The organism is Calothrix sp. NIES-2100, from assembly GCF_963875285.1.
GTDB lineage: Bacteria > Cyanobacteriota > Cyanobacteriia > Cyanobacteriales > Nostocaceae > Aulosira.
This window is the reverse complement of the sequence record NZ_CAWNLA010000001.1, coordinates 2,919,107-2,944,114: the sequence shown is the minus strand read 5'-3', so window position 1 is coordinate 2,944,114 and position 25,008 is coordinate 2,919,107. Positions and strand designations below refer to the sequence as shown.

The 25,008-nt window shown below is 42.5% G+C and carries 26 protein-coding genes; 16 read left to right on the top strand and 10 right to left on the bottom strand.

What is annotated here, in order from left to right:
* The first annotated feature begins 537 nt into the window (after positions 1 to 537).
* Together AACU32_RS12515 and hetR are read left to right on the top strand one after the other, a co-directional pair.
* Positions 538 to 1,629, top strand: coding sequence for a nucleotidyltransferase domain-containing protein (locus tag AACU32_RS12515; protein ID WP_096599922.1), 1,092 nt, complete (start codon positions 538 to 540; stop codon positions 1,627 to 1,629).
* Between the two features lie 1,096 nt (positions 1,630 to 2,725).
* Positions 2,726 to 3,625 carry a heterocyst differentiation master regulator HetR gene (hetR, locus tag AACU32_RS12510; RefSeq protein WP_096599920.1) on the top strand — a complete coding sequence of 300 codons (900 nt, stop codon included), beginning with the start codon at positions 2,726 to 2,728 and terminating at the stop codon, positions 3,623 to 3,625.
* A 111-nt stretch (positions 3,626 to 3,736) separates the two neighbouring features.
* Here hetR and AACU32_RS12505 read toward each other — a convergent pair whose 3' ends face one another.
* Positions 3,737 to 4,351: a hypothetical protein gene (locus tag AACU32_RS12505; protein WP_096599918.1), complete on the bottom strand. Its 615-nt coding sequence runs from the start codon at positions 4,349 to 4,351 to the stop codon at positions 3,737 to 3,739.
* Positions 4,352 to 5,074: 723 nt separating this feature from the next.
* Here AACU32_RS12505 and rpsD point away from each other — a divergent pair.
* The gene (gene rpsD / locus AACU32_RS12500) at positions 5,075 to 5,683 is read left to right on the top strand and encodes a 30S ribosomal protein S4 (protein WP_096599916.1); all 609 of its coding nucleotides are present in this window, start codon (positions 5,075 to 5,077) and stop codon (positions 5,681 to 5,683) included.
* Between the two features lie 113 nt (positions 5,684 to 5,796).
* Here the strand turns inward: rpsD and moaA are convergent, their stop codons facing one another.
* Entirely contained in the window at positions 5,797 to 6,783 is a 987-nt protein-coding gene (gene moaA, locus AACU32_RS12495) for a GTP 3',8-cyclase MoaA (protein ID WP_096599914.1), read from the bottom strand.
* Positions 6,784 to 8,534: 1,751 nt separating this feature from the next.
* On the opposite strand from moaA, the gene AACU32_RS12490 reads away from it, so the two are divergent.
* From AACU32_RS12490 to AACU32_RS12470, 5 genes are all read left to right on the top strand, one after another.
* Positions 8,535 to 8,699: a CopG family transcriptional regulator gene (locus AACU32_RS12490; RefSeq protein ID WP_339377819.1), complete on the top strand. Its 165-nt coding sequence runs from the start codon at positions 8,535 to 8,537 to the stop codon at positions 8,697 to 8,699.
* Positions 8,700 to 8,958: 259 nt separating this feature from the next.
* Entirely contained in the window at positions 8,959 to 10,398 is a 1,440-nt protein-coding gene (gene zds / locus AACU32_RS12485; protein ID WP_096599910.1) for a 9,9'-di-cis-zeta-carotene desaturase, read from the top strand.
* A 38-nt stretch (positions 10,399 to 10,436) separates the two neighbouring features.
* Positions 10,437 to 10,880, top strand: a complete 444-nt coding sequence (locus tag AACU32_RS12480; RefSeq protein ID WP_096599908.1) for an SRPBCC family protein — start codon at positions 10,437 to 10,439, stop codon at positions 10,878 to 10,880.
* Positions 10,881 to 11,113: 233 nt separating this feature from the next.
* Positions 11,114 to 11,314 carry a hypothetical protein gene (locus AACU32_RS12475; protein WP_096599906.1) on the top strand — a complete coding sequence of 67 codons (201 nt, stop codon included), beginning with the start codon at positions 11,114 to 11,116 and terminating at the stop codon, positions 11,312 to 11,314.
* Entirely contained in the window at positions 11,311 to 11,553 is a 243-nt protein-coding gene (locus AACU32_RS12470; protein WP_096599904.1) for a hypothetical protein, read from the top strand. The genes AACU32_RS12475 and AACU32_RS12470 overlap by 4 nt, the downstream gene beginning before the upstream one ends.
* A 161-nt stretch (positions 11,554 to 11,714) precedes the next feature.
* Here the strand turns inward: AACU32_RS12470 and AACU32_RS12465 are convergent, their stop codons facing one another.
* The 3 genes from AACU32_RS12465 to AACU32_RS12455 form a co-directional block, all read right to left on the bottom strand.
* Positions 11,715 to 11,954 carry a 2Fe-2S iron-sulfur cluster-binding protein gene (locus AACU32_RS12465; protein WP_096599902.1) on the bottom strand — a complete coding sequence of 80 codons (240 nt, stop codon included), beginning with the start codon at positions 11,952 to 11,954 and terminating at the stop codon, positions 11,715 to 11,717.
* Between the two features lie 15 nt (positions 11,955 to 11,969).
* Positions 11,970 to 13,445: a cobyric acid synthase CobQ gene (gene cobQ / locus AACU32_RS12460; protein ID WP_096599900.1), complete on the bottom strand. Its 1,476-nt coding sequence runs from the start codon at positions 13,443 to 13,445 to the stop codon at positions 11,970 to 11,972.
* Positions 13,446 to 13,815: 370 nt separating this feature from the next.
* On the bottom strand, positions 13,816 to 14,220 hold the full coding sequence (locus AACU32_RS12455) for an Npun_F0494 family protein (RefSeq protein WP_096607971.1): 405 nt from the start codon (positions 14,218 to 14,220) through the stop codon (positions 13,816 to 13,818).
* Between the two features lie 171 nt (positions 14,221 to 14,391).
* Here AACU32_RS12455 and AACU32_RS12450 point away from each other — a divergent pair, with 171 nt between their 5' ends.
* Positions 14,392 to 14,829, top strand: coding sequence for a peroxiredoxin (locus AACU32_RS12450; protein ID WP_096599898.1), 438 nt, complete (start codon positions 14,392 to 14,394; stop codon positions 14,827 to 14,829).
* Between the two features lie 122 nt (positions 14,830 to 14,951).
* Here the strand turns inward: AACU32_RS12450 and AACU32_RS12445 are convergent, their stop codons facing one another.
* The 3 genes from AACU32_RS12445 to AACU32_RS12435 all read right to left on the bottom strand — a co-directional run bounded on the left by AACU32_RS12445 (position 14,952) and on the right by AACU32_RS12435 (position 17,451).
* On the bottom strand, positions 14,952 to 15,389 hold the full coding sequence (locus AACU32_RS12445) for a hypothetical protein (RefSeq protein ID WP_096599896.1): 438 nt from the start codon (positions 15,387 to 15,389) through the stop codon (positions 14,952 to 14,954).
* A gap of 9 nt (positions 15,390 to 15,398) precedes the next feature.
* Complete coding sequence (locus AACU32_RS12440) at positions 15,399 to 16,286, bottom strand: ABC transporter permease (protein WP_096599894.1); 888 nt, start codon at positions 16,284 to 16,286, stop codon at positions 15,399 to 15,401.
* Positions 16,287 to 16,431: 145 nt separating this feature from the next.
* Positions 16,432 to 17,451, bottom strand: a complete 1,020-nt coding sequence (locus AACU32_RS12435; RefSeq protein WP_096599892.1) for an ABC transporter ATP-binding protein — start codon at positions 17,449 to 17,451, stop codon at positions 16,432 to 16,434.
* 328 nt (positions 17,452 to 17,779) lie between these two features.
* On the opposite strand from AACU32_RS12435, the gene AACU32_RS12430 reads away from it, so the two are divergent.
* Complete coding sequence (locus tag AACU32_RS12430) at positions 17,780 to 18,427, top strand: glutathione S-transferase family protein (RefSeq protein ID WP_096599890.1); 648 nt, start codon at positions 17,780 to 17,782, stop codon at positions 18,425 to 18,427.
* Between the two features lie 125 nt (positions 18,428 to 18,552).
* On the opposite strand, the gene ald is transcribed toward AACU32_RS12430, so the two are convergent.
* Complete coding sequence (gene ald, locus AACU32_RS12425; protein WP_096599888.1) at positions 18,553 to 19,644, bottom strand: alanine dehydrogenase; 1,092 nt, start codon at positions 19,642 to 19,644, stop codon at positions 18,553 to 18,555.
* Between the two features lie 411 nt (positions 19,645 to 20,055).
* On the opposite strand from ald, the gene AACU32_RS12420 reads away from it, so the two are divergent.
* The 6 genes from AACU32_RS12420 to AACU32_RS12395 all read left to right on the top strand — a co-directional run bounded on the left by AACU32_RS12420 (position 20,056) and on the right by AACU32_RS12395 (position 23,827).
* Entirely contained in the window at positions 20,056 to 20,226 is a 171-nt protein-coding gene (locus tag AACU32_RS12420) for a chlorophyll a/b-binding protein (RefSeq protein WP_096607970.1), read from the top strand.
* A gap of 323 nt (positions 20,227 to 20,549) precedes the next feature.
* Positions 20,550 to 20,846, top strand: a complete 297-nt coding sequence (locus AACU32_RS12415; RefSeq protein WP_096599887.1) for a hypothetical protein — start codon at positions 20,550 to 20,552, stop codon at positions 20,844 to 20,846.
* A 313-nt stretch (positions 20,847 to 21,159) separates the two neighbouring features.
* Positions 21,160 to 21,579 carry a hypothetical protein gene (locus AACU32_RS40705; protein ID WP_445223172.1) on the top strand — a complete coding sequence of 140 codons (420 nt, stop codon included), beginning with the start codon at positions 21,160 to 21,162 and terminating at the stop codon, positions 21,577 to 21,579.
* Positions 21,580 to 21,883: 304 nt separating this feature from the next.
* On the top strand, positions 21,884 to 22,888 hold the full coding sequence (locus tag AACU32_RS12405) for a WD40 repeat domain-containing protein (protein ID WP_096599883.1): 1,005 nt from the start codon (positions 21,884 to 21,886) through the stop codon (positions 22,886 to 22,888).
* A 160-nt stretch (positions 22,889 to 23,048) separates the two neighbouring features.
* Entirely contained in the window at positions 23,049 to 23,402 is a 354-nt protein-coding gene (locus AACU32_RS12400) for a HicB family protein (RefSeq protein ID WP_096599881.1), read from the top strand.
* Positions 23,402 to 23,827 carry a type II toxin-antitoxin system VapC family toxin gene (locus AACU32_RS12395; RefSeq protein ID WP_339377816.1) on the top strand — a complete coding sequence of 142 codons (426 nt, stop codon included), beginning with the start codon at positions 23,402 to 23,404 and terminating at the stop codon, positions 23,825 to 23,827. Before AACU32_RS12400 ends, AACU32_RS12395 begins: the two co-directional genes overlap by 1 nt.
* A gap of 50 nt (positions 23,828 to 23,877) precedes the next feature.
* On the opposite strand, the gene AACU32_RS12390 is transcribed toward AACU32_RS12395, so the two are convergent.
* Positions 23,878 to 24,951 (bottom strand): PstS family phosphate ABC transporter substrate-binding protein, encoded by a 1,074-nt coding sequence (locus AACU32_RS12390; RefSeq protein WP_096599877.1) that lies wholly within the window; start codon positions 24,949 to 24,951, stop codon positions 23,878 to 23,880.
* Between the last annotated feature and the right edge of the window lie 57 nt (positions 24,952 to 25,008).

Here is a 25,008-nt window from a genome sequence, read left to right as displayed (position 1 = left end):
TGCCGTACAGGTAGCTGGCCAGTGTTTGCTTTTAAAGAAGCGATTTACGCTTTTGCCAGCTTTTGCAGTATGTCTACCTGATCCGAGCAGGAATTAGACAGACAATCTAAAATCATATTTTATCAACTGGTATGGAGTCAACACTCTATACCAGTTTTAGGATTAAAAGTCTCAACGACAAAGCCGTTTGGGCGATCGCCCTGTAGATTGACAAAACAATCAGGGAATTTTTCCGGAAAAACTTTCACTTAATTGCCGAAATAGAAATTTGTGGATGTGTAGTTAATTGAGACACAGAACAGCACCGAAAAGTCTGAGCAGCAAATCTCGTTGCTCAGATTTTCTCTATTGTGCGATCGCAAAAAGTCTGTCTTAAAAATAGGGACTAGGGATTAGGGATTTTCATATCCTGGTTGTAGGCGATCCATCGCCCGTGGGTGTCTAGCTGAAAAATAGACACGGGGACGCGGTGAGGGGGAGACGCGGAGAATGATATTTTCATACTTGGTTGTGGGCTAAAGCCTGTAAGGAACTGAAATGAAAAGAATAGACGTTGAACAAAGAACAATTCTGATTGGCTTAGCAGGTAGTCACGGCTATGGATTAAATCGTCCTGATTCTGATTTTGATTACCGGGGTGTGTTTATCGCCCCTAAAAGGTACTACTTGGGATTTGATCGCATAGAACAAAAAGAAAATGGCTGGAATGAACCAGGAATATTTCCATTTTTGGATAACAATCAAGATACAGTTATCTATGAATTAAGAAAAATCCTTAATTTATTAGCTGGAGCTAATCCCAATGTTTTAGAATTGCTGTGGTTAGGTAACTATCCTGTACTCACAAACGTTGGGCAGCATTTAATCAATCACAAACAGCTATTTTTAAGTAAGAAAGTAAAACATACTTATTCTGGTTATGCTTTCGCCCAAATTAAAAAGATGGAAAGCCATCGCAAGTGGTTATTAAATCCCCCGCAAAAGAAACCAATCCCATCAGATTTTGGTATAGAAGACGAATTACCACTAATTAAAGATGATCTAAATGCTTTTCTGGAGTATCTTTATCTCTTAATTAGAGGCAGAATTGAATTTCTAGAAGAAGCGGAGCAATTATACAAACTGCTGACGGCAGACATTGATTTTAAAGGTGTACTCAAACAATATACTTTACCTGATGAAACACTGGAATACACACAAAATCTAACTAATAGCCGCAAAGATTTTATTCGCCTACTTCAGAAAAGTCAAAATTATCAAGTAGCTTTAAGAGAATGGAAATCTTACTTATCATGGCAGGAAAATAGAAATCCAGCTAGGGCAGAAATGGAAAGAAAGTCTGGGTTCGACCTAAAACATGGTATGCATTGCATTAGACTTCTACGTAGTGGAATCGAAATTTTGCAACAAGGAGAAATTACTGTTGATAGAAGAATAGCCGGTGATGCAGATGATTTAAAAGCTATTCTTCAAGGCACATATTCTTATGAGCAAGTGATGAAAATGGCAGAAGAATTAGTTGCCAACATGGAAACTGCTTACACAAAATCAACTCTGCCTCACAAACCTAACTTAGAGCAAATTAACCAATTGTGTATGGAATTAGTAGAGATGCAAGGATGGGAATAAAATACACAGTGAACTAGGGGTTAGGGGTTAGGGGCTAAGGACTAGGGAGACAAGGAGACCCTATGAAGCACAGAAATCATCAATGCCCAATGACGCCACTTGCTACCCTGCGGGAAGCCGCTCCGCGTCTACAAGCCGGGAAACCCTTTCGGCAGTTCCTCCTGGGGGAAACCACGCCACTTGCTCCACTTGGGGAAACCCCAAGACCGCAGTGGCTCCCCAAGATCGGACTGCCTCACCAACGCAGTGGCTCCCCAATTCCCAATCCCCCATTTCCAAAGTAATTTGTATCTACTTTGCACTTAACCTTCGTGATGAAAATATCAACTCGATTTAATTTACTTTTTGTATAAAAAAATATAGTCATAAGTGAAAAAACATTAAAAAATAGATTAATTTTGGCAAATTAATCTCAAAAAGTGATATTATTAAGGGATAATTTAAGAAAAAACTAACAAGTTATTTTGGGAGCACACTAATCAGCTTTATGTAAAGTGTGTATTTTTGGCTCCCGGCAACAGTCAATAAAGAGATAGCAGTGAAGGCTGATCCGTTTTTCAGTTTCGATTCAAAATATCTCATTTCTGTAAAGAGTACCTTTGAGTTCTAAATCTTAAACTCAAATTTTGAATGCTGATTAACGATATCAATTTACTGCTCTCACACATTGATCAGCAACCTTAAGTAGTAGCTAATTATATTGACTGCTGATTTTCAAATATTTCTGTTGAGCATTTATATGTATCAAATAAACGCCATAACAGGTTCAGAAATTAACTAAGTATGATAAGATATTTTTGACACACCTTATAATAGTATACTTTTTTAAGTATCTCACTTATCAAGCCTAGCAGAAGAAGGAAGTATTAATGCCTAAGTGATAATACGGTTACAGTCAATATAAATTACGCCAAGAGTATTTTTTGTAACTATGTGCCACAAAATACGCGGAAATTCACAATTATGACTAGCAACAACCTCATAGTTGAAGCATAATAAATAATCTGAAGTGAAAATATTGCCTTCAGTCGGGTGTATACTACTTACTTTCCTACGGCTAATAAATTTGTAAACGTGCTATTTAACTGTCTGTTATATGAGTAACGACATCGATCTGATCAAACGTCTCGGCCCCAGTGCAATGGATCAGATCATGCTTTATCTGGCTTTTAGTGCCATGCGGACTAGTGGGCACAGGCATGGGGCTTTTTTAGATGCAGCGGCTACAGCGGCCAAATGCGCAATTTATATGACCTACCTGGAGCAAGGGCAAAACCTGCGAATGACAGGACATTTGCACCACTTAGAGCCGAAGCGGGTCAAAATTATTGTGGAGGAAGTCAGACAAGCCCTGACTGAAGGGAAATTGCTGAAGATGCTGGGTTCTCAGGAGCCTCGCTATTTGATTCAATTGCCTTATGTCTGGATGGAAAAATATCCTTGGCGTCCAGGAAAATCGCGCATTCCTGGCACAAGTCTGACAACCGAAGAAAAAAGGCAAATTGAGCAGAAACTACCAAGTAATCTGCCTGATGCTCAGTTAATTACTTCTTTTGAGTTTTTAGAATTAATTGAATTTTTGCATAAGCGATCGCAAGAGGATATGCCACTTGAGCATCAAATGCCTTTGAGCGAAGCTTTAGCAGAGCATATCAAGCGCCGTCTGCTCTACTCCGGTACGGTAACGCGCATTGATTCTCCTTGGGGTATGCCTTTCTATGCTCTGACTCGTCCTTTTTACGCGCCAGCAGACGACCAAGAGCGCACTTATATCATGGTCGAAGATACCGCGCGGTATTTCCGGCTGATGAAAGATTGGGCAGAACGGCGACCAAATTCCATGCGAGCCTTAGAAGAACTGGATATTCCGCCAGAACGTTTTGAGCAGGCTATGGAAGAATTGGATGAAGTGCTGCGGGCTTGGGCAGATAGATATCACCAAGAAGGTGGCATACCGATGATTTTACAGTTAGTGTTTGGCAAGAAAGAAGACTAATAGCTTTGTCATTTGTCAATGGTCAATAGTCATTTGTCTTCCTTGTCTCCTCTGTCCCCGGGTCACTGAGCGCAGTCGAAGTGCTACTCCCGTGCCCTCTGCATGGGAGCTTCAATTACTACCTGGTTGTGTAGGAATTGGAGTTGTTTCAAAAGTAGGGCGAAATTCTGTGCCTCCTTGAACTTGCGGTAGTATCGAAGGTGTAGTGGCACTAACTCTATCACTGCCATTAATACAAGTTTCAAGTGTGGGAATCAGAGCCGACTTAATTTCACTACGTAAGCCTACGACACACTGACCAAAACTCACTGGCAATAAACTGCGGCCGCAGTAATTTAAAATTGTTGGGTTAGCTGCCTCCTTACTAGGATAGAGGCTAATACCAACTACACAGCTAGCTAACTCTTCAGGGCGACGAGCTTTGCTACAGGTAGTGAGAGCCTCTACAGCGTTAATTTGTGTCTCCTTGTTAATTTTAACTACGCAGGCAGACAAGTCCCGTGGACGTAGTGCGCCAGCACAAGCTTGTGATGCAGCATTGGCATTTATGTTGACACGCAATAGCTGACCAGCACAGGTACGGTAATCATTGCTGCTGTAGGAGGGGATGATAGCCATAGTAGGAACCATCGTTGCCAACCATCCGGCGATCGCTAAAACTGGCGCTGTCACCTTAACTGCTTTAGCCGACAAAATTTTATAGTCAGAACCGCCTTTTTTGCTCATCGATTTTTACTCCTTAAAATTCCCATTCTCCAAACACCCAAGGCTATGCTAACTCAATAAGTGCAATCAATCTTATCTATCTAGGTAATTTGGGCAGCATAGTCGAGCATAACTCATTAAAATTCAATAAGGGTCAGGGGTCGATAGTCAATAGTCATTGGTCATTGGGCATGGGGAAGAAAACTCCCCACACTCCCCATATCTCCCTCATCTCCTCATCCCCTGTGCTCAACAGCTTTTTACCCCTGAACTCTAGATGGAGTCTGGGATCAAACCCGCTGTAGGAGGAATTCTCCTGTTTCGATGTGCTACTATATTTTGATCGAAGATAAGTAGACAACGTAAAAAGTATTTCCGGGTGGAAATACTACGTGAACCAATCTAGCGATTGAGTAGTCTACGAAACTAGGAAACAAAAAACAATGGATTTGAGTACCTAGGGGCACTGGGGATTTTACGCTTGGGAGCCACTGCTTTGGGAAGGTATTGCTTTGGTTGCCAAAATTGAAGCAAATGCCGTCGGTTGTACCGACTTAAAGCAACTGGTGTCAAGAAAATATTTCTACTCTAGTAGAATCAATTCTGCTGGAGCAAGGATTTTCGCAGAACCAAGAATCCCCTGACTTGACGAACAAATCAGCGATCGCCTTATTTGTTTAGTCGGGGGAGTGTCACAATAAAATGTCTGGGTAAAGTTGAAACAGGATTAGATTAAGGAAACACATGTCCCGATATAGAGGGCCTCGCCTCAGAATTGTACGTCGCTTGGGCGACTTACCAGGATTAACTCGTAAAAGTGCTAGACGAGCTTATCCACCTGGTCAGCATGGTCAGAACCGCAAAAAGCGTTCTGAGTATGCTATCCGTCTAGAAGAAAAGCAAAAGCTACGCTTCAACTACGGTTTGACCGAAAAGCAACTGCTACGTTATGTCCGCAAAGCCAGACGAGTTACTGGTTCTACCGGACAAGTGCTGTTGCAACTGCTAGAAATGCGCCTGGATAATACGGTCTTCCGCTTGGGTCTAGCTCCAACTATTCCGGCTGCGCGTCAACTGGTAAATCACGGCCATATCACTGTGAATGGACGTGTAGTTAATATTGCTAGTTATCAGTGCCGTCCTGGGGAAGAAATTGCTGTTAGGAATAAAGAAGCATCCCGTAAGTTGGTAGAAACCAATCTCCAATATCCTGGACTAGCTAACCTACCCAGTCATCTGGAGTTTGATAAAACCAAGCTGGTTGGTAAAGTCAACGGTGTTATTGAAAGAGAATGGGTGGCGCTACAAGTTAACGAACTGCTGGTGGTGGAATACTACTCACGACAAGCGTAATAGTTATTTGTCTTTAGTCATTTGTCCTGAGTTATTTGCAAAGGACAAATGACAAAGCGCAAAGTCTGAGCTAAGGCTTCCTTAGATCAGAACTTTGTAAGAACGATTATTGACTAGCCGCCAATTTGGGACATAGTACGTGTATATGTACCTACAGTGCCAGATTCCCGTTGCTTAAAGTTTATTTCGGGCTTAATCCCTAATAAATGTCTCACTTGCTCTTGTAATTGTGCGGTACTGATACCAGCCCGGAGAGCATTTTTTAAATCAATTTGACCATTTTCATTTAATAAACAAGGACGCAGCCAACCGTCTGCACTCAAGCGCATTCGGTTGCAGCGATCGCAAAAACACTCGGACATCTGACTGATGAATCCCAATGTTCCCTTGGCTCCCGGAATCTGAAACACATCGGCTGGCCCAGCGCCACAAACTTGAGAATCTGTCAATCCCCAGCGATCGCGGATTTGTTGCCGTAATTGTGCAGAAGAAACCCATCCGCGATCGCCAAATAATTGCCAGTTACCAATAGGCATAAACTCAATAAACCGGACGTGCCAGTTGCGCTCAAGGGTCAAAGCAGCTAAATCGAGAACTTCATGGTCATTCACCCCAGGGATCACCACTACATTCAGCTTCAAGGGGTCGAAACCGACACGATAGGCGGCTTGAATTCCCTGCCAAACTTGCTCCCACCTTCCACGACCGCGATTGCCGATAATTTGGTCAAAGGTTTCTGGTTCTAGAGAGTCTAGGCTAATATTAATGCGTCGCAAACCTGCATCGTAGAGATTTTGGGCGATCGGGGCTAGTAAAAAGCCGTTAGTTGTCATGGACAAATCTTGGGTTTGGGGAAAAGATGCGATCGCTCTCACCAATTCCACCACATGAGGACGCAGTAAAGGTTCTCCCCCAGTCAACCGAAACCGGGTAAAACCAACAGGAATAAATACTTCTTGAATCAGGGTGAGGAGTTCCACATCACTGAGAAGTTGGTGCTGGAGAATATAGTCTATTTCCGCACCTTCCGGCATACAGTATTGACACCGGAAATTGCAGCGGTCGATTAAGCTAATCCTGAGGTAATCTACCTGGTTCATTTTTGAGCATGTTTATTTCTATTCTATTTCCGTAAGCGAAATGCAACCTGATAAACAGGCTCTCATCCCCCTCATCCTTCTTGTCTCCCCAGTGCCCATTTTCAAGCTAGCCATTCACGCTAGGTTGTGGCACAACCAAGGATGAAAATCTTAATCCTTCCTTCTGCCCTCTGCCATCTGCCCTGTGCCTTATTTTCAAGTTAGACGGTCGTGTAATAAATCACGCAACCAGGGCCTGAAAATTATATCCTTCCCGTCTCCCTTGTCTCCCATGCCCAATGCCCAATGACGGCAGTTGCTACCCTGCGGGAAGCCGCTCCGCGTCTACAAGCCGGGGAACCCGTCCAACGCACTGCCTCCCCAGTGCCCCATTTTCCAGCTAGTTACTTACTCAAAACTTTATGAAGTAACTATATTCTGAGCTTTTTCTATTAACTATTTGTCCTTGTTATTAAGTATAAATTAGTACAAAACTTCCAATTGTAGCGCCAAGGTAAGGCTAGTTAAAATTTAGCACAACTGTTTTAAACTCTACCTTTTTATAAGTTTTTTCTGATTCTGTCTTTTGTAATTTATTCATCTTATTCACTGAAAGTTTAGATTCACCCATATGACTTTGTAATTCTTTTATAAAGCCAGAGAAATACTATTATTTAGCCCTTGAATAAAGATTATTTAAATTTTAGCAAGAATAGCTATAATAACTGCACCCAAAAAATATTGAGGTGTACAATATTTTTTATACAGTGATGGTTAGTTGCTTCATGTTTGATGACAAAACAGGTTCAAAAATTTGATAGCTAGATAACCTCTGTAGAATTAAACAGTGATTTATCCAGTAATTATGGTCTTGTAAATAAGTGACAAAAAACCACATATCTATTGCATTTTTATCTAAGCAAATGAGCAATTAGGTTTCCAAAAATCAGGAAAAATAATTTTTAGTAAATGAATAACTCTACTGAACTATATAAGAAGGCGTAAATGAAAAAAAGCTGAGTAATTATAGACTAATTTATGAGATGTTAATAACATTCTCAACTTTCCTTAAGTTAGTTCAACATTTATTAACTGTAAGTAACCAAATTTATCATGAGGTAGTCATAGTCTACTGAATTGCAATATCAAATTTAGTAGAAAAAGTGAAAAACAAAATTACCAAAGTCTTGACCGCATAAACATCTCCATTTATGAGTATCAAGTACGCTTGCAGTAGTCAAATGATAGTGAAAACACTTTCTGCTGTGGAGAGTTAGCTGGTAGTGTGGACTTTCTGACTAGCGATCGCACAGCACATCTCTAACTAAAACACCTTGACCACGGCGCGTTTAAAAATAATGATTTCCTCTTTCCTTGAATGTGAGATGTTATGGTATTATGTTTCTTCCAGAGTTTTTTAGGAACTAGTCTAACGAGTCAGCGATATGCTTTTGTTGAAGAAAAATTTAGGAAATTTTGATTGAGTTAAGACTATGAACGCCCGTTGAATTAAAAAATTTAATCGCCAGACTTAGCCAAGATGCTTTTGCCGCTATAACTTCCTTTAACGGCAAGTGTGCGCTATTTTTCCTGTCACAACAGCAACGAATCAATTCTGCATTTTATATTTTATTGGAAAATGAACAACTTTTGAGAAAACTAGCTTTTTTATTACTAATGGCATACCTGGTTTACTGACACTAATCCTAAGAATATTATTTCTTTATTCTTTAGTTAGATGTTGTTCATGATGTTAATAGATAGCAAATAGCATGATAATGACAAATAAAAAGTGGGCCGTAAAACGTATAACAGTTAATCTTGCAGCACAGGAAGCTGAAAAACTGGAACAATATTGTCAGCTGACTGGTAGACCTGCAACCGATGTGATTCGGGAACTGATTAGAGGTTTATCCACCTCAGAAGACAATAAATAAGCCAGTAGGTAAGAAGTGTTTACCAAAAATACTGGAAATACTTGTCTTGATTCAGTATTTACCGAGTAAGTACTGAGTTACTTAATCCCTTGACTTGAGCTAGTGATGAGGTATTGCTCATGACTTAAGACTGCTAAAAGATGAGAGTGTGTAACCAGACACTGCTATGCCCCTAAATCCTAATTAACTGAATATTCAGTAGCAAATTCCGACACTAGGCCAGTTACAATCTGTAAAGAAACTGAAAAGGAACGACGGAATGCGCGTTGCAATCGTAGGTGCGGGACTAGCAGGGCTAGCAACTGCTGTTGATTTAGCGGATGCTGGCTGTGAAGTTCAGATTTTTGAGTCCCGTCCGTTTGTCGGTGGAAAAGTTGGCAGTTGGGTTGATAGCGATGGCAACCATGTTGAAATGGGGTTGCATGTATTTTTTGGCTGCTACTATCAACTGTTTGACTTAATGCAGAAGGTGGGGGCCTTAGATAACTTACGCCTGAAAGAACATACCCACACTTTTATCAACAAAGGAGGGCGCACTGGTGCTTTAGATTTTCGTTTCTTCACGGGTGCGCCTTTTAACGGGTTAAAGGCATTTTTCACGACTTCCCAACTATCACTACAAGATAAATTACAAAATGCGATCGCCTTAGGTACTAGCCCCATAGTTCGCGGTTTGGTAGACTTTGACGGAGCGATGAAAACCATTCGCGATTTAGATAAAATTAGCTTTGCCGACTGGTTTCGCCGCCACGGTGGTAGTCAAGGTAGCATTAAGCGGATGTGGAACCCCATCGCTTACGCCTTAGGATTTATAGATTGCGAAAATATTTCTGCCCGTTGCATGTTGACAATCTTCCAGTTTTTTGCGGTGAGAACTGAGGCTTCCATACTGCGGATGCTCGAAGGTTCGCCCCATGAATACCTGCACAAGCCAATCTTGGAATATTTAGCAGCTAGAGGTACTCAAGTTTATACCCGTCGCCAAGTGAGGGAAATTCAATTTGAGGAATCAAACCAAGAAACTCATGTCACTGGTATATTAGTTGCCCAAGGCGATCAAGAAGAAGTGATTACAGCTGATGCCTATGTCTTTGCTTGTGATGTGCCGGGGATTCAGCGGATAATACCTCAACAGTGGCGGAAGTGGTCAGAATTTGACAATATTTATAAATTAGATGCTGTACCAGTAGCCACAGTACAGCTAAGGTTTGATGGCTGGGTGACAGAACTGCAAGATGGGGAAAAACGCAAACAGCTAAATCATGCAGTAGGGATAGATAATTTGCTTTACACCGCCGATGCTGATTTTTCTTGCTTTGCCGATTTAGCGCTGACTAGTCCTGCTGATTATTATCGCCCAGGACAGGGTTCATTGTTACAGTTAGTGCTAACACCGGGAGATCCGTTTATTAAACAAAGCAACGAAGCGATCGCTCAGCATGTGCTTGGGCAAGTGCATGAACTATTCCCCTCGTCGCGAGAGTTAAATATGACTTGGTACAACGTAGTCAAACTTGCCCAATCTCTCTACCGCGAAGCACCGGGAATGGATGTGTACCGTCCCAACCAGAAAACACCAGTGCCTAATTTCTTCTTGGCAGGAAGTTACACTCAACAAGATTATATCGATAGCATGGAAGGAGCTACAATTTCCGGGCGACAGGCGGCAAAAGTGATTTTGGAGAATGTCAAAAAATAACCAACCGCACCAGGCGCAAAGGGCGCAGAGGGAGGAAAATGTCAGACTGGTTAGAGCATAGCGTGCAGGTAGAAGTAGAGACTCCGATAGATTTCGTCTGGAGTCTCTGGTCTGACTTGGAGCAAATGCCAAAATGGATGAAGTGGATTGATTCGGTGAAGATATCGCCAGACGATCCAGAGATATCTATTTGGAAGCTGAGTACTGGCGGTCTGGATTTTACTTGGAAATCTCGAATTATCAAAATCATTCCCAATCAGATTATTCAGTGGGAATCGATTGATGGCTTGCCAAATCAAGGCGCGATTCGCTTTTATGATCGTCACAGTAGTAGTATTGTCAAAATGACTATTTCCTACGCTATCCCTGGCTTTCTTGGCAAAATCATGGATAACTTGTTTTTGGGGCGGGTGGTTGAATCAACAATTCAGGCTGATTTGGAAAGGTTTAAGGAATACGCTTTGAATGCGAAAGCTGGGTGATATATGTAGTAAAAGCAGGCAGTAAATTTCTTACTGTCTGAAGGTGAAAATTGGATTTTTGCAGGATTGTAGTGAATGCGATCGCGCAAAGTTATTGTTTAAGTTGGGCAACAGATGCAACTAGATTAAGTTGAAAGACTCCAGATGACCCTTCTAGGCTTGCTGTTAGGAAATATGTAAGATTATGAATAAGAAAATTATTGACTAAATAGAATCAGGCTGTTGGATTAAGAATGATGGAGGAAAACCAACCAGACAACCCTGATGATGAGAAATTTAACCCAGTGACAGATCCTAGAGACTGGTCAGCGGCTGCAACAGAATTAGCTTGTTTTGCACTTGCAAGAAGTAAGGGTAAGCGATTGGTTAAAATCATCAATACGAAAAAGCCACCAATGCAATTTATTTGTATTTTTGAGGATTACCCAGAATGACTAGTTTACCTACTGAAATTTCAGTTAACACAATCATTCCCATATTTACTGCTATAGGAGATCGTCACTGGCAGACATTTAAAGACTTAGAAGCAGATTTTATCAGCCAGCATGGGGTGGAAGTGTGGCAAGAAGTATTTAATTTTCGAGTCTTACCAGCATTAGACAAAGACTCTAGTCGATGGCTGTTGATTCAGTGGTGTGGTGAGGGGATTATTTGGGAAAAAAATGTCAGGTAAGAAGCATTAGTCATCAATCAACTTGTTGCACCGTGCTGTACTAGCCGCATATCAGATTTGATCGATAATCATAGCGGCAATTATCCACATAGCATACCAAATACCCTATCTTGCCTTGTCTGCGCCACCCTGCGCGAACGGCAGAAGATCAGGCTTCAGGATCACCAAGTTGGATCGCTAAATAGATTAATGGTTAATTGTTCGCGTCCGGGTGGCACTGCTGTAATACAAGCGCGGATGGTGTCTCCATCTTCTAATTCCACAGTGCAAGCGTGACAAGTCCCCATCAAACAGCCAGTGGGGATAAATATCCCCGCCCGTTCTGCTACTTCCAACAGGGGTTCTCCGACTTCAGCATTGACTGTGACATCATCTGGTAAAAATTGGACGCGAACACTCATGAAATAGCAACCTCCCTAGGATAAAAAGGGTGTTAAGTCTAAATGATTTTCAACTTCGCTGGCTAGGGAATCTAAAGTATGCTCTCGCTGTTCGCGGTAGTTAGCAACACCAGTAGGCAGAGATTTTAAACCCCGTTGTTGACGTAGGCGATTTAACCAAGCACGTCGCCAAGGCCCATTGTCAAATAGTCCGTGGAGATAAGTACCCCAAACTGATTGACAACTATCCACTAACCCTAAGTTAACATCATCAAATAGGGGTTGGAAGGCTTGGGTATCTGCTTGCTGTTCGATGCGCGATCGCCCTTGATGAATTTCAAACCCATAAACTGGTAAGCCCATTTGTGGGAAATTCGAGCTAACTTGGCGCTGGCGGGCGATTTTCTGCCCTGTAATCACAGTTCTAATTGGTAATAAATTTAACCCCTGATATCTTCCGGCTTGTCCTTCTATCCCTTCGGGATCGGCGATCATCTGACCGAGCATTTGGTAGCCGCCGCAGATGCCTAAAACTGTACCACCAGAGGCTGCATAGTGTTGTATTGCTTCTGCCATACCACTTTTTTGCAGCATGATCAAGTCAGCAATTGTCGTCTTGGTCCCTGGGATAATGACTGCATCTGGGTGACCTAATTCTTGCTTGGGGTTTAGGTATCTCACAGATACGGTGGGTTCTGATTCTAAGGGATCAAAGTCGGTAAAGTTGGAAATTCTTGGTAAACGAAGGACGACAATATCAAGGTCAGCTAGGCTTTTATGGGAATTCCTCTCTAAGAGATTGAGAGAGTCTTCTGCGGGTAACATGTGTTCCAAGTAAGGGATTACACCGATGACAGGGATACCAGTCCGAGCTTCTAACCATTTTATTCCCGGATCTAAGAGCGATCGCTGTCCTCGGAACTTGTTAATTACTATACCTTTAATTAAGTCGCGTTCGTCCTGGTCTAATAACTCTAGAGTCCCAATTATATGGGCAAAAGCGCCGCCACGGTCAATATCAACTACGAGTATTGTTGGTGCATTCAAATATTTCGCTACCCGCATATTTGTCAAATCGCGGTGCTTGAGGTTAATTTCCGCAGGACTACCAGCACCTTCACAAACCAATAAGTCAAATTCTGTGCCTAAATGTTGTAGGGATTCTTCAATTGTTCGCCAACCAAGTTCAAAATATTGCTCGTAGTAATCTACCGCACTGACTTTACCTACAGGCCTACCCTTGAGAATTACTTGGGAGGTCATATCACCTTGGGGTTTGAGTAAAATTGGATTCATTTCTACCCAAGGTACAACTCCCGCAGCCCAAGCTTGTACTGCTTGGGCGTAGCCAATTTCTCCACCACTAGCAGTTACATAAGCATTTAAAGCCATATTTTGACCCTTGAAGGGAGCGACTCGCCAGCCACGCCGCGATAGAATGCGACAAATAGCTGTAGTTATCAATGATTTCCCTGCATGGGATGTTGTCCCCACAACCATAATTGATTTCATAATGACTTTCGGTTTTTTAATATAAGGGGCGGAATTTGTCGGTTGAACGGTAATCTGGCAATTCGCTCATCAACATTTAACAAGCCAGGGAGTTGATATTAGCACGGAAGGCGGAAGCGTACAGCTACTAACACCAGAGTATACCTTAGAGCTAACTATATCCTCTGTTACCCCATATATGTAGGTTAATCAGTACCTTTACTGTCCGCGCTCAGTTAGAGGCTAATGATAAAGGCTTTATAAATGGGGTCGATGCTTGCGTATATATTGTTCCCTTTTCGTAGCTCATCCTAACTTTTTGGACATGCAGGATTGATCAACAGTCAACAGTCAACAGTCAACAGTTACCTCTGCCGTGAGGATTTTAAATCTAAAAAGGCAATCTCAGCCAACGAGTGATAGCATTTTGTAGGCGATCGCTCCATGAAGGACTAGGCCAATTTTGATTTTGGTATTTTTCAGCTAACTTTTGACCTAGGGGAGTGAGGCGGTAACTATCTGTGATTCCTTGGCCATCGACTTCGCGCCGCAATACACCTACTTGAATTAGCCAATCTAAGGCGTTATCACAGGCTAATTCTGATAAAAAACGTTTGGTGTAGCCATGCTTGATACCGTTTTCCTGGGCGATCGCACTCAATGGTACACTTTGGTGATGCATTGCTGCTAATAAAGCTGGGTTGAAGAAAGAACACACAAGCGATCGCTCAGCTCGTGCTACGGTACTTTGAGGATAAGAAAAGATTTTTCGGTTTTGAGAATCAGCTACAGGCATTTTGAATTGGAGAATTTTGTGATTGGTCATTGGTCATTGGTCATTAGATTTTGGACTATGGACTGTTGACTGTTGACTAGTTTGATGGGTTTTGGAAGTAATTGATTTAATTATTGTAAATTATTGTAAAATTTCAAATGCCCCAACAATCTCAAACAGGGAAGGTTCATTATGCCTCTAGCAGTCGGTACGGATGCACCTGCTTTTACCGTCAAAGATACTAACGGCAACACTGTCTCTCTATCTGATTTTGCAGGTAAGACGGTTGTTTTATACTTTTACCCTAAAGATGATACTCCAGGCTGTACCAAACAAGCCTGTAGCTTTCGGGATGCCGTAGATGAGTATGTCAATAAAGATGTTGTAGTACTAGGGGTGAGTGCAGATGATGAAGCTTCTCATCAAGCATTCACTGCCAAATATAATCTGAATTTTCCTTTACTGGCTGATACCAATCACACTCTCATCCAGTCTTACGATGTTGATGGTGGTGGTTACGCTAAACGTGTAACCTATGTCATTGACGGCAATGGTAAAATTACCCATGTTGATACCAGCGTTAATACAGCTACTCACGCTAGTGATGTTTTAGCTGCTCTAGGGCTATAGCAATTTAAAATTCCAAAATACCCTAATGCTAGGGGCACGGTAGAGAAAGATTTTTGCTTTTGACAGAAATCTCTTCGTTGCCGTGCCCCTAATTAGTGAATAATTGATTGTTTGGGATTCTTTTAGTTTTTTGCTGGTACTGTCGGCTGTGCAGGTGTATTTTCTGGAAGTCTGATGATCGGTAAACTTTGGGGTGCGGCTCCTAGGTTACCACCATTTTGAATTGCTTGTTGTTGTCTTTTTCTAAACTCCAGGGCGGCTTCGTCTAGTTGCTGGTTTTGCTGATCTGAATTCCAGTTGAGAGTGCCAAAATTTGCCCGGTGAATCAGGTCAAACATATTAAAATCTGAACTATTGCCACTAGGAAAAGGATTGGCATTATTCTGATTGAGATCGCCGCTAGGAGTGGAATCAGGTGTACTTAATTGAGCGAAGCTAGGTTGAGCCGCTAGCAAAGAGGCAAAGCTAATTCCGGCGACGGTAATCGCCGCGAGTCTAGTCAGGGGTAGAAACATTTTTTTCATGGGATTCTTACCCAAAATTAATTGCAAGTGAATCATGCTTATATCTTAAGCAAGAGTTCGTCGCAATTGGGGCTGAATACTTAATAAAGCGACGACAGCAAAGCCAAGTAATATTAGTAATGCTTCCCCAAAGGTAACAGCACCCCAAGGAGCCTGCATGACTACACTACCCAGTCCCCAATTACTGTGAAGATAAAGATAGCGGATTGGTTCAATAGCGTAACTCAGAGGGTTGAGAGTGGCAACTACCTGCAACCACTGAGGCATAAAGGATAAAGGTGCTAAAGCAGTACTGGCAAACAATAGCGGCAGGTTGGTGACAAAAATTACCGCGATCAGTTCAATGTGTCCGGGGAGAGCAAAAGCTAAGCCTAAGGAGATAGCTGTGACTCCCAAAGCCAGGAGAAAGACAATTAAAGCGATCGCACTTAACCCAGCTGCATCCGGTAAGCCTGCGCCTAAAAATGCTGCTGCTGCGACAATTACCGCCGCTTGCAGTAAACTTTGGCTGATAATAAAGATTGCCGAAGCAAAGACAATTGAAAATCTTGATGCTAAAGGTGCTACCAGTAAGCGATTTAAAAAGCCAAACTCGCGGTCAAACATTACAGGCAATCCAGCATTTAAGGCTCCGGCGAATGCTGTAAAAACAATTACGCCAGCGGCGAGAAATTGACCGTAATTTGTCGTACTACCAAACAGTCCTTTGGGAGCATTTTGAAACAAAGCACCAAACAGCACCAGCCACATCACAGGCTGAACAATTCCCGCCACCAAAGTTGAAGGACGGCGTTGCAACTGAATAAACAAGCGACGAGTTAAAGCCAACGTCTCTTGTACTAATTCACCAAAGAAATTAGGCGTAGCATCAACATAACCTGGCGGCGATGTTGCTGGCTGCCAATTTATATCAGATTTAGGGGTAACGCTCATAATTTGTCATTTGTCATTTGTCATTTGTCATTTGTCATTTGTCATTTGTCATTTGTCAGTTGTCAGTTGTCAGTTGTCATTTGTCTCCCTCATCTCCCTCATCTCCCTCATCTCCCTCATCTCCCCTGCCCCTCTGCCCCTCTTTCTACCTCATATTCTGCTTCTTCTCGGCTTTCGGATCGCGATTGGCTACAGCTGCGAGTTCTGCATCCATTAAAGTGCGTCCGGTGGCGGCGAGGTAGACATCATCTAAGCTGGGGCGAGATTGGGCGATGCCAAAAATGGGCAAGCCGGCTGTATTTAGGGCTTGCTGGATGGTAATCAGTGCATCATTCTGGGGTGTAACTACCAAGTTCAGGGAATTACCTTGAGCGCTGTTGATGATTACTTCCTGCACTAATGGCAAAGCTTGCAGGAGGTGTTTGGCTTTTTCGGCTTCTTCTATGGGGGAGAATTCGCGGATTCGCAAAGTAATGCGATCGCCTCCTACTTGATCTTTTAATTGTGATGGTGTCCCAGATGCAATCACAATGCCGCGATCGATAATCGCCACGCGATCAGCTAAAGCGTCAATTTCTTCTAAATAATGGCTGGTAATTACTACCGTCGTTCCCGAGGCGCGTAACTTCCGGAGGAATTCCCACACTATAAAACGGCTTTCGATATCAAGTCCCACGGTTGGCTCATCCAACACCAAAACATCTGGTGCATGAAGCAATCCTGCCGCCAAATCGAGGCGCTTGCGTAAACCGCCTGAATAAGTTCCGGTTTTTTTATCAGCGTATTCTTGCAAATTGAGTAAATTCAACACTGTCTCAATTCGCTGTTTCCCGATCGCGTTGGGGAGGTGATAAAGCGCCGCTTGCAATTGCAGTAGTTCTCTACCAGTCAGCACCTTATCTAAAGCGACTTCTTGAGCCACATAACCCAGCTTTTGTCTTGCTACTTTGGGGTTATCTAACACTGAAATCCCAGATACTTCGATTTTACCAGCATCTGGTGTGGTAAGTGTACACAAAGCACGCAGAGTAGTTGTTTTGCCAGCGCCATTGGGGCCGAGTAAGCCAAAGATTTCTCCCGGTTCTACCCTAAAGGAGACATCTTTGACGGCTTCAACCGTACCATAGCGCTTTTGCAGATTTTCAATTAAAACGGCGGGAGCCATGACAGCTAATCCCCAACGATACAAATCTCAACAAAGTCTATCTATATTGTAGTGGAGTAGTGTGAAGTGGGGCGATCGCGTATGTGGGGTTTTACGAAAATCAGGGCTTGAGTGTTTGTTAATGTAAAGGCGATCGCAAATTTCCAGATTTCTCAGGCTAACAATATCAGCCCACTGCTGTATTCTCAACATCTAGGACTAAAGCAGTATACAAACTTGCATTTCTAAGATTCAAAGCAATCAGCAGATAGATGCGGGTAGAGAGAGCGAATGATAAATTGAAAGACTCAAAAGCAAATATCCGCCTGATTTAGGGAAAGTAGCTCTTATGATTGTTGTGCATCATCTAAATAACTCACGTTCGCAGCGAGTGCTGTGGCTGCTGGAAGAATTAGGTATCGAATACGAAATCAAGTTCTACGAACGCGACCAAAAAACGATGTTAGCACCGACATCGTTGCGAGAAGTTCATCCGCTGGGTAAGTCACCAGTGATTACAGATGCAGGGGAAACTATTGCTGAGTCAGGAGCTATTATTGAATACATAATAAAGCGATACGGTAACGGTCGGCTAATTCCGCCATCTGGTACACCGGAGCGTTTACGTTATACCTATTGGCTGCATTATGCGGAAGGTTCGGCAATGCCACCTTTAGTCATGAACCTCATCTTCAAACATTTTGGGGCTGGGGACAGTAGCGCAAATGACACATTTATCGCGCCTCAGATTAAACTTCACTTTGATTACATAGAAAGTGAACTAAGTAAGAGTACATGGTTTGTTGGGGAAGAATTCACCGCCGCTGATATCCAAATGAGTTTTCCTCTGGAATCAGCCGCTATGCAAGCCGAACTGATTGACAGCCGACCCAAGATTCAGCAATTTGTCGAACGTATCCATGCACGCCCTGCTTACAAACGTGCCACAGAACGTGGAGGTAGGTACGATTATGCCAGAGCTACAAGTTCGCATTAAATGCGAAAATTTACCAGACACGAAATTTCGGATCTGGTAAACTATTTTTTACTTAGGCATAAATCCTACACCGATGCTTCCTAGATAAATAGAAACTTTCTCTAAATATCAAGTTTGTTATCGCATTAGCTTACCAAGTCGGGGAATACTTCCTGTACCGCAGGATGCACTAAGCGATGATGATGGACATTTACACCCTTAGCCAATGCAGGGTTAACATCTAGCGCTTTAATGCCCAAGTTTGCTAACTGCACAACATAAGGTAAGGTACTGTTATTGAGTGCTTGGGTGGCTGTCCAAGGTACTGCGCCGGGCATATTGGGAACGCCATAATGTACCACACCTTCTTCCACATAGACTGGATTCGTGTGGCTGGTAGTGCGTAAAGTTTCTACACAACCGCCTTGGTCAACAGCAACGTCCACAATCACAGAACCAGGACGCATTTTTTGTACCAATTCGCGAGATACTAATATTGGTGCCCTACGTCCTGGGACTAAAACTGCACCAACAAGCAAATCAGCTTCTTTAACTGCGGCTTCAATATGGGCAGAGTTGCTGTAAAGTAATTCAACTCTAGAGCCAAATAGAGTTTCTAGGTAAGATAAGCGCTCGACATTTACGTCCAATATTTGCACGATCGCGCCCATACCTACAGCGATTTTAGCGGCTTCTGTTCCCACAACACCGCCGCCTAAAATCACTACTTTGCCCGGTTTCACTCCCGGAACCCCACCGAGAAGAACGCCTCGCCCACCTTTATGACGTTCTAAATAGGTTGCGCCGAATTGTACGGATAACCGCCCGGCAATAATGCTCATCGGTGTGAGCAAAGGTAATTTGTTTGCACCAGGTTGTTCTACGGTTTCGTAGGCGATCGCACAAGTGCCACAATCAATTAAATGTTCGGTCAATTTGCGATCGGCTGCTAAATGCAGATAAGTAAATAATATCTGCCCTTTTTGCAAAAATTGATACTCTGTTACTTGAGGTTCTTTAACCTTCACAACAAGTTCTCGATTCCAGGCTGATTCTGGTGTGGTAACAATCTCCGCCCCAGCACTGATGTAGTCATCATCAGTAAATCCACCACCAATACCTGCTTGTGTCTGCACGAAAACAGCATGACCATTTTCTTTCAACACCCGTACACTCGAAGGACTCAACCCGACACGAAACTCTTGATCCTTGGTTTCCTTGGGAACGCCGATTTCCATTTATAGCCTCTGATAAATTGTGGTTTCACTTTAGCCTGCCAGTACTAGACTGGCTACTTCCGTATTAAGGATTGCTAACTAAATTGTTCTAAGTTTCTTAACTTCCATTACGGTGCTACCAAGTCTTACCCTTGACTATTGCCCTAGTCTTTCTAAAATATATAAAGAATAATAAAAAATTGTAAACAGTTGTTTACATGGGTTCGTCCCAAACAGCTGCTGCTGGATTGCTGAAGCTATGTTGCTTGAGTTACCAGCATAGCAAGTCAGTTCCACACATAAGGAAGTTCTGATGTCTGAAGACTAAGTGCGATGATGCTAAGTCGAAAACGACTCAGCCAACAGCCGCAACGTCTACAGACTTTTCACGATCAATTTCGTTTGCCGAAAATAAGAGAGGAATTGTTAATGATGACACAACCAAAGCCAACTATTACACCCAAACTAGAAGAGCCTAAGCTGGGCTTTAATGAATATGCCGAACGATTAAATGGTCGAGCGGCGATGATTGGCTTCATCTTGATGGTGGTAATTGAATACGTCACCAATCAAGGCGTGCTATCATGGCTCGGTCTCAAGTAGATCTGCCACAACGCACAGGCGTTAAAGTTGTAAGCTAGTAATTAGAAGAGTTTGAACCAGCTGGGTATTCTAGCTGGTTTTAACTTAAGTAATAGATAGCGAAACTACCTCTGGCGACTTACCGTCTATGGCTAAGAGACACACCAAAAGTGCAGCTTTATCCAAAACTTGCAATTCTATCTGCAACAGGGTAAATTACTACACTTCCTCTCCTACTTAAGATAATTATAATACTTTGAATGCCTTGACCAACTGCGTCCAAAGGCAGAAGGAAAGACTTATTTTCATTGACAAAAAGCCAAACTAAATCAAATTAAGCTGTGATGAACGTTATATTTCCTCGTTTTTTGAAGTCATCCTACCGCAAAGAGCCAATCATCAGTTTATTAATCACTATGGGCATAGTAGATGCGCTGATTGGTGGTTTAGATGATAGCTGGTCGTTATTTACCTTTGGTTTAGTAACAGCCGGAATTAGCGTTGGTGTCAAACTCTGGCGCATCCAGCAAAGTCGCCCTTTACCAGAAGAGGAGCCTGTAGTCCAACATTACCTACCATCCCGTTCCTCTAGTACAACTTTACCCATGTTGTCTGTAACGAAGAAAAAACCACCCCATTAATCATTCAAAATTCACGCATTCAAAAATGAACATCAGCGAGCAAGATGCTCGCACTACGGAATATAGGTAATTTACAGCGTATTTCAGGTAAATGAAGTAGGCGAGTAGGGGCACGGCACTGCCCATTGGTGTCAACTTAAGTTAAAAGGCTTATCCCACAAGCGTTTTACCCCACCCCTTTATCCCCTCCCCGTAAACGGGGAGGGGAAGTTTTGCGTTAGCAAAGCTGGGGTGGGGTGACGCGGATCGTGATGGTAGGTGAGATAATTCGGTCATCACGTCTTGGCAAGGGTTTCACGTTAAGTTGACACGTATGGGCACTGCCGTGCCCTTACAATTATCTGTACCTCACCAACTTGCAATCTGCTGTATTTCTTGTAAGTCCCTTGTTGCTGCAATTGCTATTTGGGAGTACTCAATTGCTATTTCGGGAAACCCAATTACTATTTCGGGAAACCCAATTGCTATTTCGGGAAACCCAATTGCTATTTCGGGAAACCCAATTGCTATTTCGGGAAACCCAATTGCTATTTCGGGAAACCCAATTGCTATTTCGGGAAACCCAATTGCTATTTCGGGAAGGCCAATTGCTATTTCGGGAAAGCCAATTATTATTTCGGGAAACCCAATTGCTATTTCGGGAAACCCAATTGCTATTTCGGGAAACCCAATTGCTATTTCGGGAAACCCAATTACTATTTCGGGAAACCCAATTACTATTTCGGGATACTAAGAAGCTATTTGGGAGTACTCAATTACTATTTCAGGAAACCCAATTACTATTTCGGGATACTAAGAAGCTATTTGGGAGTACTCAATTACTATTTCGGGATACTCAATTACTATTTCCACCTCCCCATGCCCCATGCCCAATGCCCCATACGCAATGCCCCATACCTCAGTATACGCCCGGAGGACGGCGGCTCGAAAAGTAGAGTAAAGTGCGAGCAGGCGTTAGAAAATGAGAAAAAACAGTGAGCAGCAAGGGAAAAGTTAGGAATTATTCTGTGCTTCGCCCGTATATTGTCTTGGGAATTATGGCTGCTATGACTCTTCCAGCCACAATTTGGGAAGGGTTTTCCCACAAAACTGCTCATGCTGTCGTAGAAGCACCAAACTTACAACCTAGAAACAGCTTTGCTCATCCTCAGTTAATTTACACTCTTCAGGGACATGGGGGAACAGTAAAATCTCTAGCTTTTAGTCCAGATAGCAAAATTCTTGTTAGTGGTGGGGCGGAAAATGAAGGTGTAATTCGCTTGTGGAATCTAACAACAGGCGAACGAATGGGGACGATTCGCAAAGCACATAAAACAGCCGTGGAATCTTTGGTGATTTCCCCAGATGGACAAACCCTCGCTAGCTGTAGTAGTGACTACACAATTAATCTGTGGAATCTCAAAAATCAGAAATTTAAACGCTCTTTTGTCGGTCATAGTACTAATGTCCTGTCTTTAGCTGTGTCCCCGGATAATCAAGTTCTCATCAGTGGGGCGATGGATGGAATTCGCTTATGGGATTTACCACAGCAGCGTCCTTTAGCAACTTTAGCTAGTTTTGGTAACTTGATTCATACCCTCGCAGTTAGCCCTGATGGATACACTTTAGCTAGTGGAGACTATCAAGGTGTAGTGAAACTGTGGAACTTGAGTACAGAAAAATTAATTCGCGCCTATGTGGGACATTCGGATTTAGTCACCACTGTAGCTTTTACCCCAGACGGAGAAAATTTAATTACTGCTAGCCGCGATCGCACAATTAAAATTTGGCATATTCAGACTGGCGAACTAGTCCGCACTCTCACAGGACATAATAGCTGGGTAAATGCGATCGCCATTAACCCTGATGGGAAAACTCTCGCCAGTGCTGGTAAAGATGGGATTAAGCTGTGGGATTTGACTACAGGCGAGTTAATCACTACACTCAATGGCCATACAGATTGGGTAAGTGCGATCACTTTTAGTCCTAATGGGCAAATGTTAGCTAGTGGTAGTTTTGATAAACAAATTAAGGTTTGGGGAATTGCGCCAAAACGTAATTAACAGTTGTCAAAAAACAGCGATGTCTGAGATTTACAGTCTATTTTAGGTTGATCGGCGATCGCTTGATATCTGATACCTAATTCCAAAACCGAGTTTTTGACTCATCAGCACTGGATTTACAATAGATCTAGCCACGATGAAAAACAGGCAAGTAAATTTTATGACTAGTAACTTAGTAAAAAATGCAGCTAATGACTTATCTAAACTTAACTATTCCGTATTAGTAGAAGCTAAAGAAGACGGATATCAAGCAACAGTTTGGGGTTTACCAGAGTTTCAGGTATTTGCACAAACGCGAGAAGCCGCGCTGAATAATTTACACGAACTTGTGAATACTCGTCTAAAAAATGTAGAAATAGTGACTCAAGAAATAGAAGCACCAAAATCAGAACATCCTTGGATGAAATTTGCGGGTATGTATAAAGATAATCCTCTATTTGAAGATGTTGTATCAAACATCAAAGCTTATCGCCGCGAACTTGATGCAGAAATGGATGCAGAGGACGAAATTTGATGAGTTTGTGGATATTAGATACAGATAGTCTCACACTTTTTCAAAACCAGCACCCTTTGATTCAACAACGTATAAATCAGATAAATTTTGAAGACATTGCTGTCAGTGTAATTACAGTTGAAGAACAAATGCGTGGTTGGTTGGATGCTATCCGACAATCTTCAGAAGTCCAAAGACTAAGATGGGGCTATTTAGGATTGCGACAAGGAGTAGAGTTTTTTAACACCATCAGAATACTTGATTTTGACGAAAAATCTCTAAATTTATATGCAGAATTAAAACAGCAAAAAATCCGTATTGGGACGCAAGATTTACGTATCGCATCAATTGCAATTTCTCATCATGCGATTTTGGTAACGCGGAATCAGCGTGACTTTTCCCGCGTTCCGGGGTTGCAGTTTGAAGATTGGAGTGTAGAGAATTAGTGCGATCGCTAATTTCTCATCAGTACCTCAACAAAACGAATCACACTTCACTAGCGAACTCCAACAAAACCAGCTTGCTCAATAGCCTGTTGTCCTTGGTCGGTAAGTAAAAGATTGGCATAGGCATTTCCAACCTTCTGTTCTTGACCTTTGTTCTGTTTTATAATCACAAACAATTTCGAGCTAATTGGATAGCTGCCATTTTTGATCGCTTCAGTATTTATCTGGTTGCGCTGACGTGGACATTGTTCAGCTGACACCAGTGGTTCCCGGTAGGGAGAAACGAAATCGCTAGCAGTACGACCTATTGGTAAAGGCTTGACACTACACTGAGGTACTACTGCACGGGCAGAAGCGTAATATATACCACCGGGAGTTTTGCTGAGTTGGCGCACTGCGTCTGTAGTTGAGTACACGTACTTGACATTAGAACCAAGTTCTGGTTTTTTCAAGTCGCTGTTGCTAGAGAAAATCATGGTATCTGCATTCTCTGGTCTTTGAGAAAAAGCTGTGATGGGCAGATTTGGCCCGCCTACTTGATTCCAGTTAGTAATTTTCCCTAAATAAATTTGCTGCAATTGATCAACAGTTAAACCCTGCACAGAAAGCGATGGATTAACTACCACTGCTACCCCATCAACGCCAATCTGACGTTGCTCAAGTGTGAAACCTTGGGCTTTGGCGATCGCTTGTTCTTCATCTGTGAGGGGACGAGAAGACTGCGCAAAGTCCAATTGTCCATCAAGTAACATGCGGATACCTGAGCTAGAACCAGGGCTACCGTTCACAGGGTTTAAGTACTGCAATTGTAGTTCAGGGCGAGCGCTGAGGATTTGAGAATCTACTACTTGGCGAATAGGTGCCCAAGTTGTGCTACCACCATAGTTGAATGAGTTGGTTGGCACATCAGCCTGTGACTGAAAGGTTGATCCAGTATTAGAAGTGGATTTGATATTCAGGCTAGAGGAATTAGTATTATTGCCAGACAACAAGCCTGGCTTGAGTAACCACCATAGCAATCCGCCAATCACCATCAGTGTTAGCACTTTGCCAATAATTAAACCTCTCAAGAAGATGGCGATATCTTCTTTAATCAAAGCTTTTCCGTGGTTTGTATTGTCCATGTTTTTAAAGTTATTGCTTGCAATTGAATCTACAAAAATCTCAGTATCTTTAATCTA

Excerpts from the sequence above, each read along its gene's own strand:
- AACU32_RS12490 (WP_339377819.1), top strand. The coding sequence starts at position 8,535 with ATGATAATGACAAATAAAAAGTGGGCCGTAAAACGTATAACAGTTAAT.
- AACU32_RS12480 (WP_096599908.1), top strand. The coding sequence starts at position 10,437 with ATGTCAGACTGGTTAGAGCATAGCGTGCAGGTAGAAGTAGAGACTCCG.
- AACU32_RS12515 (WP_096599922.1), top strand. The coding sequence starts at position 538 with ATGAAAAGAATAGACGTTGAACAAAGAACAATTCTGATTGGCTTAGCA.
- AACU32_RS12415 (WP_096599887.1), top strand. The coding sequence starts at position 20,550 with ATGAACGTTATATTTCCTCGTTTTTTGAAGTCATCCTACCGCAAAGAG.
- AACU32_RS12445 (WP_096599896.1), bottom strand. The coding sequence starts at position 15,389 with ATGATTCACTTGCAATTAATTTTGGGTAAGAATCCCATGAAAAAAATG.
- AACU32_RS12505 (WP_096599918.1), bottom strand. The coding sequence starts at position 4,351 with ATGAGCAAAAAAGGCGGTTCTGACTATAAAATTTTGTCGGCTAAAGCA.
- AACU32_RS12395 (WP_339377816.1), top strand. The coding sequence starts at position 23,402 with ATGAGTTTGTGGATATTAGATACAGATAGTCTCACACTTTTTCAAAAC.
- AACU32_RS12405 (WP_096599883.1), top strand. The coding sequence starts at position 21,884 with ATGGCTGCTATGACTCTTCCAGCCACAATTTGGGAAGGGTTTTCCCAC.
- AACU32_RS12455 (WP_096607971.1), bottom strand. The coding sequence starts at position 14,220 with ATGCCTGTAGCTGATTCTCAAAACCGAAAAATCTTTTCTTATCCTCAA.
- AACU32_RS12390 (WP_096599877.1), bottom strand. The coding sequence starts at position 24,951 with ATGGACAATACAAACCACGGAAAAGCTTTGATTAAAGAAGATATCGCC.
- AACU32_RS12450 (WP_096599898.1), top strand. The coding sequence starts at position 14,392 with ATGCCTCTAGCAGTCGGTACGGATGCACCTGCTTTTACCGTCAAAGAT.
- AACU32_RS40705 (WP_445223172.1), top strand. The coding sequence starts at position 21,160 with ATGGGCACTGCCGTGCCCTTACAATTATCTGTACCTCACCAACTTGCA.
- AACU32_RS12435 (WP_096599892.1), bottom strand. The coding sequence starts at position 17,451 with ATGGCTCCCGCCGTTTTAATTGAAAATCTGCAAAAGCGCTATGGTACG.
- ald (WP_096599888.1), bottom strand. The coding sequence starts at position 19,644 with ATGGAAATCGGCGTTCCCAAGGAAACCAAGGATCAAGAGTTTCGTGTC.
- cobQ (WP_096599900.1), bottom strand. The coding sequence starts at position 13,445 with ATGAAATCAATTATGGTTGTGGGGACAACATCCCATGCAGGGAAATCA.
- moaA (WP_096599914.1), bottom strand. The coding sequence starts at position 6,783 with ATGAACCAGGTAGATTACCTCAGGATTAGCTTAATCGACCGCTGCAAT.
- AACU32_RS12430 (WP_096599890.1), top strand. The coding sequence starts at position 17,780 with ATGATTGTTGTGCATCATCTAAATAACTCACGTTCGCAGCGAGTGCTG.
- AACU32_RS12440 (WP_096599894.1), bottom strand. The coding sequence starts at position 16,286 with ATGAGCGTTACCCCTAAATCTGATATAAATTGGCAGCCAGCAACATCG.
- AACU32_RS12470 (WP_096599904.1), top strand. The coding sequence starts at position 11,311 with ATGACTAGTTTACCTACTGAAATTTCAGTTAACACAATCATTCCCATA.
- AACU32_RS12420 (WP_096607970.1), top strand. The coding sequence starts at position 20,056 with ATGACACAACCAAAGCCAACTATTACACCCAAACTAGAAGAGCCTAAG.
- AACU32_RS12475 (WP_096599906.1), top strand. The coding sequence starts at position 11,114 with ATGATGGAGGAAAACCAACCAGACAACCCTGATGATGAGAAATTTAAC.
- rpsD (WP_096599916.1), top strand. The coding sequence starts at position 5,075 with ATGTCCCGATATAGAGGGCCTCGCCTCAGAATTGTACGTCGCTTGGGC.
- AACU32_RS12465 (WP_096599902.1), bottom strand. The coding sequence starts at position 11,954 with ATGAGTGTTCGCGTCCAATTTTTACCAGATGATGTCACAGTCAATGCT.
- AACU32_RS12400 (WP_096599881.1), top strand. The coding sequence starts at position 23,049 with ATGACTAGTAACTTAGTAAAAAATGCAGCTAATGACTTATCTAAACTT.
- hetR (WP_096599920.1), top strand. The coding sequence starts at position 2,726 with ATGAGTAACGACATCGATCTGATCAAACGTCTCGGCCCCAGTGCAATG.
- zds (WP_096599910.1), top strand. The coding sequence starts at position 8,959 with ATGCGCGTTGCAATCGTAGGTGCGGGACTAGCAGGGCTAGCAACTGCT.